A 14,358-nucleotide genomic window follows, 5' to 3' on the forward strand; every position below is an offset into this window, starting at 1 on the left:
CCAGATCAAGTGGGGCCTGGACTACATGAACTCCCGCTACGGCAGCCCCGTCGGCGCCTGGAACTTCTGGCAGTCGCACCACTGGTACTAAGCCGCCCTCGGGCAGTACCAACGAGTGGAAATCGCACCTGAACGCCCGGCCGGGAACCCCCGCCGGGCGTCTCGTGCGTATGCGGCCGGCCGTGTGAGCACGGCCGGCCTACGCCGAGGTGATCGGGGGCAGACCTTCGGCCGCCTTGCCCGCGCGCACCAGGGCGACCACCACGTCGTGGAGGTCGCGGCTGTCCCGCTCCGAGGCGCAGGACAGGGGGCTGCCGGTGAGCGTGAACCAGTCGGACGAGCCGCTGTACTGCACGGACACGCGCGCTTCGGAGCCCGTCCAGGTGGTGTGCACGGTGAGGTCACCCGTGATCGCACCGGCTTCCTCGGTGCGCACACCGCCTCGGCCTGCGAAGACATTGACCGTGGTCCACGACGCCCAGTCCATGCACAAAAGGCTCACACGCCGGGACGCGCACCGCGACCCGGCGTGTGAGCGCGCTGGGACCGGCCGCGCGGGGCGCCCGGTCGCCCCGGAAGCCGGTGACGGCGGCCCGGCGGACCCGGCGGACCCGGCGGACCCGGCCGATCCGTCCTCCCTCCGCTTCAGCGACCTGACCGATCCGTCCCCCACCACCGTCATGTGGTCGGGTGCGCTGGGCGTCGAGCGGGGGTCCTCCCGCCTGTCCGGGGCCATCCGCCAGGTGCCGGCGCTCCGGCCGCTGACGCAGGACATCGTGACCTCCTCGGTCGGCACGGCCTGTCCCGGTCGGCACGGCCTGCCCCGGCCGCGCGGGTCCGTTCGTCTAGGGTGCGGGGCATGAGCGAAGCACCTGATCGGCGGGCCCCCCTGCCGCCCATGCCCACCGACTGGCGGCGCGCCCTCGCGGTGGTGGCACACCCCGACGACCTGGAGTACGGGGGCGCCGCGGCCATCGCGGACTGGACGGACGGCGGCCGCGAGGTCGGCTACCTCCTCGCCACGCGCGGTGAGGCGGGCATCGACACCATCGACCCCGCCACCTGCGCCCCGCTCCGCGAGGCGGAGCAGCGCGCGAGCGCGGCGGTCGTCGGGGTGTCCCGGGTCGAGTTCCTGGACCACCGGGACGGCGTCGTCGAGTACGGTCTCGACCTGCGCCGGGACATCGCCGCGGCCATTCGCAGGCACCGCCCCGAACTGGTCATCACCATGAACCACCGCGACACCTGGGGCGGCGAGGGCGGCGGCGGCGCCTGGAACACCCCCGACCACAAGGCCGTCGGCCGCGCCACCCTGGACGCGGCCTCCGACGCGGGCAATCGGTGGATCTTCCCCGAGCTGCTCTCCGAACAGGGACTGGAGCCCTGGAACGGGGTGCGCTGGGTGGCCGTGACCGGCACGAGCACCCCGACGCACGCCGCCGACGCGGGGCCGGGCATGGAGCGGGCGGTGAAGTCCCTCATGGAGCACAAGGCGTACATCGAGGTGCTGACCGACCAGGACCCCGAGGAGTACGTACGCGGATTCCTCACCGGATACGCCGAGCAGGCCGGAGCCCGCTTCGGCGGCCGCCCGGCGGTGCTGTTCGAGGTCTTCCCCCGCTGACCCGCCACCCCTAAGCTGACGGTCCGTCAGTCTCCAGCGGGGGTGCAGGCACAGGTGATCGACACCGTCAGCACGCAGATCGCGGAGGGCGAGGAACGGATCCGGCTGGAGGTGGCCGACGGCCTCGCCGTCCTCACCCTGTGCCGGCCCGACCGGCTCAACGGATGGAGCTGGGAGTCCACCCGGCAGCTGGGGCTGCTGGCCGACCGCATCCGCTTCGACCCGGACGTCAGGGCGGTCCTGCTCCGGGCCGAGGGCCGTGCCTTCTGCGCGGGCATCGACGTGAGCGCCCCCGGCGGCGCCGTCTCCGGCGCGACGGCCGCCGAGCGGACCCGCAACTACTACGAGGGGATCCGCTGGGTCCACGAACGCTTCGCGGTCCTCGCCCGCCTCCCGCAGCCGGTGGTCGCGGCCGTCCAGGGGTACTGCCTCGGCTTCGGCTTCGAGCTGGCGCTGATGGCCGACGTCCGGGTGGCCGCCGAGGACGCCGTGTTCGCCCTGCCCGAGGCGCAGTTGGGGGTCGCGGTCGACGCGGGCGGCGATCTGCGCATCGCCCGCGAGGCGGGCGCCGGCTGGGCCAAGTACCTCGCGCTGACGGGCCGTCGTATCGACGCCGCGACCGCCCGGCGCCTGTGCCTGGTCCAACTGGTGGTCCCCGTAGCGGAACTGGAGTCCACCGCCCGCGCGCTGGCGGCCGAGATCGCCGCCAACGCCCCGCTCGCCGTCCAGGGGATCAAGCGCGCCGTCGACGCCTACGCCGACGCGGCGCTCCCGGCGGCTCTCGACCGCGTCGCCATGACCGCGGCCCTCACCCTCACCTCCGACGACTGCCGCGAGGGCTACGGGGCGAAGGCGCAGCGCCGTCCCCCGCACTTCACGGGAGGCTGACGGGGCCGCGCCGGGTGCGGGCTCAGTTCTCCATCCGGAGCAGGGCCAAGGCGCGCGCGGACACGTCCGTCAGCGGTTCGCGGCCGTCCCCGGCGGCCCAGTACTCCAGCGCCACCGTGACCGCGTCGATCAGGACCGCCGCGAGCAGCCGGGTCTCCAGATCGGATTCCGGGCGGCCGGTGCGCGCCGCGAGGACCGGGGCCAGGCGGTCCTGCATCGCGCGGGCGGCGGCGAGCCAGCGCATCCGGATCGCCGGAACCCCGCTCATCACCTGGATCAGCCGGACCGTCCGGCCCGGTTCGGCGTACCGCGCGCCGGCCGTCGAGGCGGCGAAAGCCGCCTGCACGGCCCGCGTCACCGGCTCCGCCGCCGGGCGCAGGGCCAGTTGCTCCACCAGCTCCGCGACCCCGGCCGTCAGTACCGGAGTCAGGGCGTCCTCCTTGGTGGGGCAGTACCGGTAGAAGGTCCGCAGGGAGATCCCCGCCGCGCGCGCGATGTCGTCGACGGTCGTCGCCTCGTACCCCCGCTCGGCGAAGAGCGCCGCCGCGGCCTCCGCGATCTCGTACCGCGTGGCCTCCCGGCGCCGCTCCGTCAGGGACGGCCGCCCCCTCGTCGCGGAGCCGCCCGTGCCCGTGTCACCCGTACCGCTCTTCGTCGCCCGCACCGTCGTCACCGCGCCACCTCCGGGAGGCAATCTGCCACACCCGCGCGGCGGGACGGGCCGCGGCGGAGCCGCACCGGACTGGACCGGACCGGTTCACGGGCTGAACGGCCCGCGCCCCAACTGCTCCCGTACGGGGACGACCTCGGGCCGGACCAGGGACCGCCGCTGCCAGTTGGCGCCGTCGACCACCAGGGTGTGGCCGGTGACGAAACGGGCGTACGGCGAGGCCAGGAAGGTGGCGGCCCAGCCCAGCTCGTGCGGGACGCCCACCCGCAGCGCCGGCTGCCGGGCGTCCTTCGCGTCGGGCGCCGCCCGCTCCAGGCCGTCCCGTACGTCCGCGGTCATGTCGGCGTGCGGGAACAGCCCGGGGACGAGCCCGTTGACCTGGATGCCGTACGGGCCCCACTCGACGGCCAGGGTCTCCACCAGGTTCTTCACCCCGGCCTTGGCGGCCGCGCTGTGCGCGAAACCCGGGCCGCCCGTCCAGGCGTACGACGCGCCGATGTTCACGATGGACCCCGGCGTCCCCGCGGCGAGGTGGCGGCGGCCGAACGCGCGGGTCATGAACCAGGTGCCGGTCAGGGTGATGTCCACCACCGCCCGCCAGGCGTTCGGGGACAGGTCCTCCGCGGGGGAGGGGAAGTTGGCGGCCGCGTTGTTGACCAGTACGTCCGGCAGCCCGTGCGCCGCCTGCGCCGCGTCGAAGACCTCCTCGATCCGCTCGGGGTCCCGGATGTCGCAGACGGCGGCCGTCACCCGGCCCGCACCGGGGACGGCCGCCAGTTCCGCGCGCGCCGCCTCCAGCCGCGCGGACCGCCGGCCGGCGATCACCAGGTCGGCGCCGAGCCGGGCGAACTCGGCGGCGATGGCCTTGCCCAGCCCGGTACCGCCGCCGGTGACCAGGACCACCTGCCCCGCGTACGTCCCGGCGGGCAGGGCGGCCGCGCCGAGCGGCGGGGGCGCGGGCAGCCCGCGCGCAGTGCCGTCCGGGGTGGTGTGGTTGCTCGTGGCGTCGTCCGTCATGGGGGCATCGATAGCGTGCGGACGCGCAGATCACCATGCCCGTGACGGAATCCGGTGACGGGATCCCGTGACAGGACCGGCCCCGCGGGAGGTGCGGCTGCCCGCTCGCGCCGGGTCCGGATCACCGCGCCGCGCACGCCGCTCGTTCCGGCCGGGGCGGACATGGGCGGGATGGTTCCCGGCGAGGCCGCACCGCGGGCGCTCATCCGGGCCGATCCCTTCCCGCATGGGTTCCCAGGAGGGCAAGCGACCGCTTAGTATGCGCCCGGAGCGTGGTTCACCGACGGCGGCTGGAGGCCCCGGATGAAGGCATGGCGAGTACATACCCCCGGAGAGCCCCGTGAGGCCATGCGCCTCGAAGAGGTTCCGGAGCCGGTGCCCGGCGAGGGCGAGGTGAAGCTCCGGGTGCTCGCTGCCAACGTCAACTTCCCCGACGCCCTGCTGGCCCGCGGCCAGTACCAGATCAAGCCCCCGCTGCCCTTCACCCCCGGCGTCGAGGTCTGCGCCGAGACCGAGGACGGCCGCCGCGTCATCGCCAACCCCACCCTCCCGCACGGCGGTTTCGCCGAGTACGTCACCGCGCCCGCCCGCGCCCTGCTCCCCGCCCCCGACTCCCTCGACGACGCCGAGGCCGCCGCCCTGCACATCGGCTACCAGACCGGCTGGTTCGGCCTGCACCGCCGGGCCCGGATCCAGCGCGGCGAGACCCTCCTCGTGCACGCCGCCGCGGGCGGGGTCGGCAGCGCCGCCGTCCAGCTCGGCCGGGCCGCCGGGGCCACCGTCATCGGCGTCGTCGGCGGCAAGGCCAAGGTGCGAACCGCCGAGGAACTCGGCTGCGACCTGGTGATCGACCGCGAGACGCAGGACGCCGCCGCGATCGCCGCCCGCGTCAAGGAGTTCACCGGCGGCCACGGCGCCGACGTGGTCTACGACCCGGTCGGCGGCGACGCCTACACCGCCTCCGCCAAGTGCGTCGCCTTCGAGGGCCGGATCGTCGTCGTCGGCTTCGCGGGCGGCACCGTCCCCACTCCCGCGCTCAACCACGCGCTCGTGAAGAACTACGCCGTCCTCGGCCTCCACTGGGGGCTGTACGCCATCAAGGAGCCCGCCGCCATCGGGGCCTGCCACGCCGAGCTGACCCGGCTCGCCGCCGACGGAGCCATCAAACCGCTGGTCAGCGAGCGGGTCCCGTTCGCCGGGGCCGCCGACGCCGTGCAACGCGTCGCCGACGGCACCACCACCGGCCGGCTCGTCGTCGTACCGGCCCTGGACGGAGGCGCCCGATGACCGCCACCGCCGGGGAACTGCGCACCCGGGTGGCGGACCTGCTCGCCGCGCACCCGCCCGCCGGCACGCCCCGTACGGACTTCCTGCGCGCCCGGTTCGACGCCGGACTCGCCTGGGTCCACTACCCCGAGGGCCTCGGCGGCCTCGGCGCCCCCCGCTCCCTCCAGAGCGTCGTCGACGCCGAACTGGACGCCGCGGGCGCCCCCGACAACGACCCACGCCGCATCGGCATCGGCCTGGGCATGGCCGCCCCCACCCTCCTCGCGTACGGCACCGACGAGCAGAAGCGCCGCTTCCTGCGCCCGCTGTGGGTCGGGGAGGAGGTCTGGTGCCAGCTCTTCAGCGAGCCCGGCGCCGGCTCCGACCTCGCCGCGCTCGGCACCCGCGCCGTCCTCGACGAGGCCGCCGCGCAATGGGTGGTGGACGGCCAGAAGGTGTGGACCTCCAGCGCCCACACCGCCCGCTGGGCCATCCTGATCGCCCGCACCGACCCGGCGCTCCCCAAGCACCGCGGCATCACCTACTTCCTCTGCGACATGCACGCCCCCGGCGTCGAGGTCCGGCCGCTGCGCCAGATCACCGGCGAGGCCGAGTTCAACGAGGTGTTCCTCACCGGCGTCCGCATCCCCGACGCCCACCGCCTCGGAGCCGTCGGCGAGGGCTGGGCGGTCGCCCGCACCACCCTGATGAACGAACGCGTCTCCATCGGCGGCATGCGCATCCCGCGCGAGGGCGGCATGATCGCCCCGGTCGCCGCCGCCTGGCGCGAGCGCCCCGCCCTGCGCACCCACGCCCTCCACCAGCGCCTGCTGGAGCTGTGGGTCGAGGCCGAGGTGGCCCGGCTCACCGGCGAGCGGCTGCGCCAGCAGCTCGTCGCCGGACAGCCCGGCCCGGAGGGGTCGGGCATGAAGCTCACCTTCGCCCGGCTCAACCAGGAGATCAGCGGACTGGAAGTCGAACTCCTCGGCGAGGAGGGCCTCCTGTACGAGGACTGGACCATGAGCCGGCCCGAGCACGTCGACTTCACCGGCCGCGACGCCGGATACCGCTACCTGCGTGCCAAGGGCAACAGCATCGAGGGCGGCACCAGCGAAATCCTCCTCAACATCGTCGCCGAACGCGTCCTCGGCCTGCCCGCCGAACCGCGCGACGACAAGGACCTCGCCTGGAAGGACCTGGCCCGATGACCGACTCGCCCCTCCCGAGCGCCCCCCTCGACCTGCTCTACTCCGAGACCGAGGAGGAACTCCGCTCAGCCGTACGGTCGTTGCTCGCCGACCGCTGCGACGCCGCGACCGTCCTCGCCCGGGCCGAGAGCGGCCGCCCGCACGACCCCGGCCTGTGGGACACCCTGGCCGCCGGGATCGGCGCCGCCGGGCTCCTGGTCCCCGAGAAGCTCGGCGGCCAGGGCGCGGGCCACCGCGAGGCCGCCGTCGTCCTGGAGGAGCTGGGCCGGGCCGTCGCCCCCCTGCCCTACCTGACCAGCTCCGTGCTCGCGACGGAGATCCTGCTCGGCTGCGACACGGCCGACGTCGCGCCGCTGCTGCGGGAGCTGGCCTCCGGACGGCAGGTGTGCGCCCCGGCCGTACCGCTCACCCTCGCCCCGGGCGCGCCCCTGCCGGCGCTGGTCCGCGACGGCGGCGGGGGAGTGCTGACCGGCACCGTCACCTCCGTGGCGGACGCGGCCGCCGCCGACGTCCTGCTGGTGCTCGCCGACACCGGGCTGTACGCCGTACCGGCCGCCTCCGCCGAACTGACGCCCCTCGTACCGCTGGATCTCACCCGCCCGCTCGCCCGGGTCACCCTCGACGCCGCCGCCGGAACCCGCCTCGCGGACCCGGTGACGGCCCGGGCGGCGGTGGCCGGCGCGCTGCTGTCCGCGGCCGGTCTGCTGGCCTCCGAACAGCTCGGGATCGCCGAATGGTGCCTGACACAGACCGTGGGATACGTACGGGGACGCCACCAGTTCAACCGGCCCGTCGGCTCCTTCCAGGCCCTCAAGCACCGCCTCGCCCGGCTCTGGCTCGACGTGGCGTCCGCCCGCGCCGCCGCCCGGGCCGCGGCCGACGCGCTGGCCACCGGGTCGCCCGACGCGCCCCTGACGGTGGCCGTCGCCCAGGCCCACTGCTCGGGGGTCGCCGTCCGGGCCGCGGAGGAGTGCGTCCAGCTGCACGGCGGGATCGGCATGACCTGGGAGCATCCGGCCCACCTCTACCTCAAGCGCGCCAAGGCCGACTCCCTGGCCCTCGGCACGGCCGGCCACCACAGGGGCCTGGTCGCCGACTTCGCGGAACTCCCCGCGCCGTAGCCGGTGCCGGGCCCCCGACGGACACCGCCGGGGGCCCTCGCCGGGGCCTCGACGACGGGGGCCCGTCAGTCAGCGGCCTCCGGCGGGCGGTGGGTGCGGAACGTACGCCGGTACACATCCGGGGGCACGCCGAGCGCGCGGTGGAAGTGGCGGCGCAGGGTGGTGGCGGTGCCCATGCCGGTGCGGGAGGCGATGAGCTCGATGCTGTCGTCGGTGGTTTCCAGGAGCTCCTGGGCCCGGTGGACGCGCTGGGTGTGCAGCCAGCGCAGCGGCGTGGTGCCGGTGGCGGCGGCGAAGCGGCGGGTCAGGTTCCGCGTGCTCATGTTCATCCGGCGGGCCAGGTCGGGCACGGTCAGCGGCTCGTCCAGCCGCCCGCCCATCCAGTGCAGCAGCTCCGAGAGCGCGTGACCGGTGTCGGCGGCCGGCGGGGCGGCGATGAACTGGGCCTGGCCGCCCGCGCGGCGGGCCGGAACCACCAGCCGGCGGGCCAGCGCGTTGGCGACGGCCGCGCCGTGGTCGGCGGTGACGAGGTGCAGGCACAGGTCCATTCCGGCGGCCTTGCCCGCGGAGGTCAGCACGCCCCGGTCGTCGATGTAGAGGACGTCCGGGTCGACCTCGACGCGGGGGTAGCGGGCCGCGAGCGCGGCGGTGTGCTCCCAGTGCGTGGTGGCGCGACGCCCGTCCAGCACGCCCGCGGCGGCCAGCACGAACGCCCCCGTGCACAGCGAGACGATCCGGGCCCCCCGGTCGTGGGCCGCCCGTACGGTCTCCACCAGGTCGCCCGGCAGGTCGGCGTCGACATCGGCGCAGGCCGGGACGACGACGGTGTCCGCCTCCGCGAGGGCGTCGAAGCCGTGTGGGGTGTCGACGCGCAACCAGCCGCCGAGCCGGGCCTCGCGCGGGCCGCACACCCGGAAGTCATACCAGGCGTCGGTCAGCCCGCGGTCCACACCGAACACCTCGCAGGCCGCGGCGGCCTCGAACAGCATCGCCCCGTCGTACAGCGCCAACACCACGGACGTCATGTCCGAAAGTGTACGCATCTCGTCGTTTCGGCCACTCGTACCCACCCCGCGGTGCGGTGACCATGGGGCACATGAGCACACACCACCCGACCGTCGCGGTCGTCGGCGCCTACGGCCACACCGCCGCCTTCGTCACCGCCGAACTGCGCCGCCGCGGCCACAGCCCGGTCCTCATCGGCCGGGACGCGGACCGGCTCCACGCCGCGGCCCGGTCCCACCCCGGCGCGCGGCCCCGCGTCGCCTCCCTCGCCGATCCGTCGTCCCTGGACCGCGCGCTCTCGGGCGCGGCGGCGGTCGTCAACTGCGCCGGACCCTTCGCGGACACCGTGCCCCCCGTCGTGGAGGCGGCCCTGCGCGCCGGCATCCCGTACCTGGACGTCGCCGCGGAACAGGCCGTCACCGTCGAGACGTTCCTGCGCTACGACGACCGGGCCCGCGCCGCCGCCGTGGTGATCGTCCCGTCGATGGCGTTCTACGGCGGGCTGGGCGACCTGCTGGCCAGTACGGCGATGGGCGACTGGCCGGACGCCGACGAGATCACGGTCACGATCGCCCTCGACAGCTGGCACCCGACCGAGGGAACCCGCAAGACGGTCCGCCGCAACGCCGGGCGGCACCTCGTCTTCACCGGCAACCGCCTGGTTCGGCCCGAGGGTCCGCCGCAGACCTCCACCTGGGACTTCCCGCCCCCGCTGGGCACCCGGAAGGTCACCGCGCTCTCCACGGCCGACCAGGTCACCATCTCCCGCCACCTCAAGGTCCCGGAGATCCACGTCCGCATCAACGAGGCGCCCCTGCGCGACCTGGGCGACCCCGCGACGCCCCCGCCCACGGCCGTGGACGCCGACGGGCGCTCGGCGCAGACGTTCGTCGTCGACGTGGTCGCGACCCGGGCCGGCGCCCACCGCCGGGCGACGGCGTCCGGCCGCGACATCTACGCGGTCACCGCACCCCTCGTCGTGGAGGCCGCCGTACGCATCCTGGACGGCCGGACCGCCCGGACCGGCGTGGCCGCGGCGGGCGAACTCTTCGACGCCCGGGACTTCCTGCGCTCGCTCGCCCCCGGCCACCTGACCCTCGAAAGCGCCTAGGGCCGTACGGTGGCGCCCGCTTCCGCTGCCGGTTCCTCCGGCGCGGCACTGAGCTGCTCGCGCAGGTAGTTCCAGATCACCGCGATCAGCGCGGCCACCGGGACCGCGAGCAGGGCGCCCACCACGCCCGCCAGGCTGCCGCCCAGGGTCACCGCCAGCAGGATCATCGCCGCGTGCAGGCCGAGCCCGCGGCTCTGGATCATGGGCTGGAAGACGTTGCCCTCCAGCTGCTGCACCACGACGATGATCGCCAGCACGATGAGCGCGTCCGTCAGGCCGTTCGACACCAGCGCGATGAGCACCGCGACGAAACCGGCGAACAGGGCACCCACGATCGGCACGAACGCCGAGACGAAGGTCAGCACCGCGAGCGGAAGCACCAGCGGCACCCCCACGATCCACAGGCCGAGGCCGATGAACACGGCGTCGAGCAGGCCGACGAACGCCTGGGAACGCACGAACGCGCCCAGGGTGTCCCACGCGCGCCCGGCCACGACCGGGACGTCGGTGGCGAGCCGGCCGGGGAGCTGGCGGGTGAGCCACGGCAGGAACCGCGGCCCGTCCTTGAGGAAGAAGAACATCAGGAACACCGAGAGGACCGCGGTGACCACACCGTCTACCACGGTGCCCACTCCGGTGAGGAGCGTGGAGACCATGCTGCCGACGCTGTCCTGGATGCGGGCGACCCCGGCGTCGAAGGCGCCGGTGATCTGGTCGTCGCCGATGTTCAGCGGCGGCCCGGCGGCCCACTCGCGCAGCCGCTGGATGCCCTCGACCACGCCGTCGCCCAGTTCGCCGGACTGGGAGGCCACCGGCACCGCGATCAGCGCCACGATGCCCGCGGCGACGAGCAGGAACAGTACGGTCACCACCGCCGACGCCACAGCGGGCGGCCAGCCGCGCCGGCGCAGGAAGTTGGCCACGGGCCAGGTCAGCGTGGTGAGGAACAGAGCGACTATGAGCGGCCAGACGACCGACCACATCCTGCCCAGCAGCCACAGGGCCACGGCGGCCATGGCGAGGACCAGCAGCAACTCGACGGAGACGCGCGCCGATGTTCGGAGCGCGGCGGCGGCCTTGGGGGAACTCAACGTGGCAGGCATGGGGTCACCCTAGGGGAGTGCCCCGGCCGTGGCGGCAGCGGCGGGTCGGCTCCGCTCCGGACCCGCCGCGCTCTCTGCCGCGCCGGTGGCGTACGGGCGGGGCGGGGTCGCGCGGTGACGGCGCGTGCGGCGCCCGCGGGCAGGACTTCGACTTCCACCTCCACCGCCGCGTGCTCGGGACCGACGACGGAGTGCCGGCCCTGCGCGGGTACCGTTGCGTGCGGCCGGAGGCAGCGGCGGCCGGTGCGGTCGCGGACCGCGGAGAAGCCGGCACCCCGGAAGGGAACGCGGAAGTGGAAGCAGCGGTTCTTGCCGCGGCCGTCGCGGCGAAGCGAGCGGGCGACGCGGCGCGGCGAGCGGGCGACGGGCCCGGCGCGGCGCAAGCGCCTCCCGCCGCCGGTACGCACTCCCGTACGGGGGACCTCCGGGCGGAGACCGCGTGGCTCCTGCCCGTGACGCGCGCCCACCTCCGCCGCCGGCCCCGGGACACCGCCGCGGCCGAACCGTCCGCCACGGCCGCCGGATCGGGATCATGACCGACCCCCTGCACGATCCCGGCTTCTTCCGCGACCCGTACGCGACCTACGACCGCCTGCGCGACGCGGCCCCGGTCCAGAGGGTCCCCACCGGCTCCAAGGGGCACTACTCCTACCTCGTCACCGGTCACGCCGAGGCCCGGCGGGCCTTCGCGGACCCCCGGCTGTCCAAGGACACGGCCCGGTTCTTCGCCGGCCGGGCCTCCGGCCGGAACCTGCACCCGGCCGTGTCCCGGAACATGCTCGCGAGCGACCCGCCCCAGCACACCCGGCAGCGGGCGGCGGCGGCCCGGCTCTTCACCGCGGGTCCCGTCGCGCGGCTGCGCCCGTACATCGAGCGGGTCGTCGACGGCCTGCTCGACGGCTGGGAGCCGGGCACCCGGGTCGACCTCGTGGAGGGCCTGGCCGCACCCCTCCCCGTCACCGTCATCTGCCGGCTGCTCGGGGTGCCCGAGGAGGACCGCGCCATGGTCTCCTGGTGGTCGAACGAACTGTTCGCCGCGGGCCGGCCGGACCGCATCGACGCCGCCTCGCACGCCATCGGCGACTACATGACCGGCCTCGTCGGGTCCGCGCGCCGCGCACCCGGCGAAAGCCTCCTGCACCTGCTGATCCAGCGGGGCGACGAAGGACCGCTGGAGTCCGACGAGGTCGTCTCCCTGGCCGTGCTCCTGCTCGTGGCCGGCCACGAGACGACGACCCACTTCATCGCCAACGCCGTCCTGGCCCTCATCCAGCACCCCGAGTCCCTCGCCCGGCTGCGCGAGGACCCCGGCCTGATCGCCGGCTCCCTCGACGAACTGCTGCGCTTCGACTCCCCGGTCGGGATCGCGACCTTCCGCTACAGCACCGAAGCGCTCCGGCTCGGCGGGACCGACATCCCCGAGGGCGTTGCGGTCCTCATCGCCCCCGGAGCCGCGAACCGCGACCCGGCCCGCTTCGCGGAGCCGCACCGGCTCGACCTGGACCGGAGCGGAGCCGCCGGCCACCTCGCGTTCGGGCACGGCATCCACCGCTGCCTCGGGGCGCCGCTCGCGCTGGCCGAGGCGGAGATCGCGCTCCGGGCGATCGTCACCCGCTTCCCGGGGATACGGCCGGCCGTCCCGGGCGAGGACCTCGAATGGCGGCAGACCCGCCTCATGCGCGGCCTCCGGGCCCTGCCCGTCGTCCTGTAGGGCGCGGCGACGAGGACGAGATGCTCCCTGTCGCGGCGTGGGCCGGAGCCCCATGATGGTGCGAACGGTCGCGGGGAATCGGGGGGATGCCGTGAGTACGGTGAGTGCGCGCGTGGTCGTCAAGCCGGACAACTCGGTCTATCGGAGACGGCTGGCGCTGTACGGGATGATCGGCGTTCCCGCGGGCTGTTCCCTCGCGGCGCTGATCGTGGGGGAGTTCGGCGTCGGCTGGCTCGTCCCCTTCGTGGTGCTGATCGTCCTGCCCGTCGCGGCGACGCTCGTGATGACGGCCCTGCGCACGTCCATGGCCGAGATCGCGGTCGCCGGCGACGAGCTCCGGATCGACAACGCCTTCGGCGTGAACACCTACAGCGCGCCGCTGGAGTTCGTGACCGCGCTGCGCCCGATCACGTTCGGCGCCGGACCCTTCGACCCGACGCCGGGACGCGTGGTCATCACCTCGGAGAGCACCCGCCCTTACGTGCTCGACCTGCGGCTGTGGCGCGCCGCCGACGTCGAGCGGCTGACACGCCGGCTGCGGGACGTTCCGGTGGAGGACGCGCGGGCCTCGACTCCCCAGGAGCTGAGGAGGCAGTTCCCCGGCGTACGGCTGTCCTGGTGGCACGCGCACCCGTGGGGGACCCTGCTGGCGCTGACCGCTCTGGCCGGAGCGTACTTCGTCCTCGTCGGCGCGCTGTTCATGTGAACGGGTCCGTGCGGACGCGAGGGCCGGCCCGCACGGGCGGGGGCGGACGGATCAGGTGTGCAGGCGGCTGTTCGGGCCGTCCTGGTCGCCGATGCTCCCGTCGTTGAACCAGTAGTCACCGGCCGCCAGATACCGGAACGAGTGGGTGCTCTCCTTCGGCAACTCGACGGTGACGGCCCGCGTCCCGTCCTCGCGCGTCCGCAGGGTGTGGGCGCCGGGCCGCCAGTCGTTGAAGTCGCCGACCACGCTCACCGGTCCGGGCGGAGCGTCCGCCGGAAGGACGAAGGTGATCTCGGTGCGGTCCGTGCGCGGGGTGCGCTCCAGCATGGGGAAACTCCTGACGACAGGTGTGGTGTGGTGGCGTCCATCCTCGGATCCCCGGGCGCGGTCCGCATTCCGGGAGCCGCCCCACCACCCGGCCCGCATCTGACCGTGTGTGCCTCTCGTGGTGCGGAACGTGACGAACCGTGGCAGCGTGGGAGGGGCAGGCCGTCACCAGTACGCCGAGGGAAGCGAAGGAGTCGCCGTCATGGGCGATGCGCAGGACGATCGCCGAGAGCCGGGGAAGCGCCGCGAAGAGCCGGCGCGCCGCCAGGGCTCCGGCCCGGACCCGGTCCACCCCGAGTTCGGCCGGCCGTCCCGCGACCCGGCCCGGGACGATCCCTCGCGCCACCGTGCGGACGACCCGCCGCGCGAGGCGGACCACCGCGACGAGGAGCTCTGACCGGAGCTCCCCCGCCCCCCTACGCAGAGCCCGGCCGGGAACGTAGCCCCCCGGCCGGGCTCTGTCACGCCGGTGGGCCCCCGTCGGCGGGGCGTGGAAGCGGTCGCGATCAGATGTCGAGGAAGCGGACGTCCTTGGCGTTGCGCTGGATGAAGGAGCGCCGGGCTTCGACGTCCTCACCCATCAGCACCGAGAACAGGTCGT

General features: G+C 74.7%; 17 protein-coding genes. 11 read left to right on the plus strand and 6 right to left on the minus strand.

The annotated features are described in order from the left end of the window. A partial coding sequence (locus ABT106_RS26500) for an aggregation-promoting factor C-terminal-like domain-containing protein (protein WP_453876144.1) occupies positions 1–91 on the plus strand: 91 nt, incomplete at its 5' end. Positions 92–199: 108 nt separating this feature from the next. Here the strand turns inward: ABT106_RS26500 and ABT106_RS26505 are convergent. Continuing rightward, positions 200–487: a hypothetical protein gene (locus ABT106_RS26505; RefSeq protein ID WP_351282011.1), complete on the minus strand. Its 288-nt coding sequence runs from the start codon at positions 485–487 to the stop codon at positions 200–202. A 372-nt stretch (positions 488–859) separates the two neighbouring features. Between ABT106_RS26505 and ABT106_RS26510 the strand changes: the two genes are divergently transcribed. Beyond that, positions 860–1,624 (plus strand): PIG-L deacetylase family protein, encoded by a 765-nt coding sequence (locus ABT106_RS26510; protein WP_351282014.1) that lies wholly within the window; start codon positions 860–862, stop codon positions 1,622–1,624. Between the two features lie 54 nt (positions 1,625–1,678). Next, a complete protein-coding gene (locus ABT106_RS26515) occupies positions 1,679–2,512 on the plus strand; it encodes an enoyl-CoA hydratase/isomerase family protein (RefSeq protein ID WP_351282017.1) in 834 nt (277 codons plus the stop codon). A 22-nt stretch (positions 2,513–2,534) separates the two neighbouring features. On the opposite strand, the gene ABT106_RS26520 is transcribed toward ABT106_RS26515, so the two are convergent. Further along, positions 2,535–3,185 (minus strand): TetR/AcrR family transcriptional regulator, encoded by a 651-nt coding sequence (locus ABT106_RS26520; protein ID WP_351282020.1) that lies wholly within the window; start codon positions 3,183–3,185, stop codon positions 2,535–2,537. A gap of 84 nt (positions 3,186–3,269) precedes the next feature. Then, a complete protein-coding gene (locus tag ABT106_RS26525) occupies positions 3,270–4,199 on the minus strand; it encodes an SDR family oxidoreductase (protein WP_351282022.1) in 930 nt (309 codons plus the stop codon). Positions 4,200–4,502: 303 nt separating this feature from the next. On the opposite strand from ABT106_RS26525, the gene ABT106_RS26530 reads away from it, so the two are divergent. From ABT106_RS26530 to ABT106_RS26540, 3 genes are read left to right on the plus strand one after another with little or no spacing between them, the layout of a single operon-like run. Beyond that, entirely contained in the window at positions 4,503–5,486 is a 984-nt protein-coding gene (locus tag ABT106_RS26530) for an NADPH:quinone oxidoreductase family protein (protein WP_351282025.1), read from the plus strand. Next, complete coding sequence (locus ABT106_RS26535; protein WP_351282028.1) at positions 5,483–6,673, plus strand: acyl-CoA dehydrogenase family protein; 1,191 nt, start codon at positions 5,483–5,485, stop codon at positions 6,671–6,673. The genes ABT106_RS26530 and ABT106_RS26535 overlap by 4 nt, the downstream gene beginning before the upstream one ends. Continuing rightward, on the plus strand, positions 6,670–7,794 hold the full coding sequence (locus ABT106_RS26540) for an acyl-CoA dehydrogenase family protein (protein WP_351282031.1): 1,125 nt from the start codon (positions 6,670–6,672) through the stop codon (positions 7,792–7,794). Before ABT106_RS26535 ends, ABT106_RS26540 begins: the two co-directional genes overlap by 4 nt. A gap of 65 nt (positions 7,795–7,859) precedes the next feature. Here ABT106_RS26540 and ABT106_RS26545 read toward each other — a convergent pair whose 3' ends face one another. Continuing rightward, complete coding sequence (locus tag ABT106_RS26545) at positions 7,860–8,819, minus strand: GlxA family transcriptional regulator (protein ID WP_351282034.1); 960 nt, start codon at positions 8,817–8,819, stop codon at positions 7,860–7,862. Positions 8,820–8,890: 71 nt separating this feature from the next. Here ABT106_RS26545 and ABT106_RS26550 point away from each other — a divergent pair, with 71 nt between their 5' ends. Next, positions 8,891–9,910 carry a saccharopine dehydrogenase family protein gene (locus tag ABT106_RS26550; RefSeq protein ID WP_351282036.1) on the plus strand — a complete coding sequence of 340 codons (1,020 nt, stop codon included), beginning with the start codon at positions 8,891–8,893 and terminating at the stop codon, positions 9,908–9,910. Here ABT106_RS26550 and ABT106_RS26555 read toward each other — a convergent pair. Continuing rightward, positions 9,907–11,013 (minus strand): AI-2E family transporter, encoded by a 1,107-nt coding sequence (locus ABT106_RS26555; protein WP_351282039.1) that lies wholly within the window; start codon positions 11,011–11,013, stop codon positions 9,907–9,909. The genes ABT106_RS26550 and ABT106_RS26555 overlap by 4 nt on opposite strands. On the opposite strand from ABT106_RS26555, the gene ABT106_RS26560 reads away from it, so the two are divergent. From ABT106_RS26560 to ABT106_RS26570, 3 genes are all read left to right on the plus strand, one after another. Next, the gene (locus tag ABT106_RS26560; RefSeq protein WP_351282041.1) at positions 10,965–11,549 is read left to right on the plus strand and encodes a DUF6545 domain-containing protein; all 585 of its coding nucleotides are present in this window, start codon (positions 10,965–10,967) and stop codon (positions 11,547–11,549) included. The two genes, ABT106_RS26555 and ABT106_RS26560, sit on opposite strands and share 49 nt — an antisense overlap. Beyond that, the gene (locus tag ABT106_RS26565) at positions 11,546–12,724 is read left to right on the plus strand and encodes a cytochrome P450 family protein (RefSeq protein WP_351282043.1); all 1,179 of its coding nucleotides are present in this window, start codon (positions 11,546–11,548) and stop codon (positions 12,722–12,724) included. The genes ABT106_RS26560 and ABT106_RS26565 overlap by 4 nt, the downstream gene beginning before the upstream one ends. 91 nt (positions 12,725–12,815) lie before the next feature. After that, a complete protein-coding gene (locus ABT106_RS26570; protein ID WP_351282046.1) occupies positions 12,816–13,430 on the plus strand; it encodes a hypothetical protein in 615 nt (204 codons plus the stop codon). A gap of 51 nt (positions 13,431–13,481) precedes the next feature. On the opposite strand, the gene ABT106_RS26575 is transcribed toward ABT106_RS26570, so the two are convergent. Beyond that, a complete protein-coding gene (locus ABT106_RS26575; protein ID WP_351282048.1) occupies positions 13,482–13,757 on the minus strand; it encodes an isoamylase early set domain-containing protein in 276 nt (91 codons plus the stop codon). 202 nt (positions 13,758–13,959) lie between these two features. Between ABT106_RS26575 and ABT106_RS26580 the strand changes: the two genes are divergently transcribed. Continuing rightward, the gene (locus tag ABT106_RS26580) at positions 13,960–14,154 is read left to right on the plus strand and encodes a hypothetical protein (RefSeq protein WP_351282051.1); all 195 of its coding nucleotides are present in this window, start codon (positions 13,960–13,962) and stop codon (positions 14,152–14,154) included. The last annotated feature ends 204 nt before the right edge of the window (positions 14,155–14,358 follow it).

Source organism: Streptomyces sp. NPDC002044 (assembly GCF_040296725.1).
GTDB classification, from domain to species: domain Bacteria; phylum Actinomycetota; class Actinomycetes; order Streptomycetales; family Streptomycetaceae; genus Streptomyces; species Streptomyces antarcticus.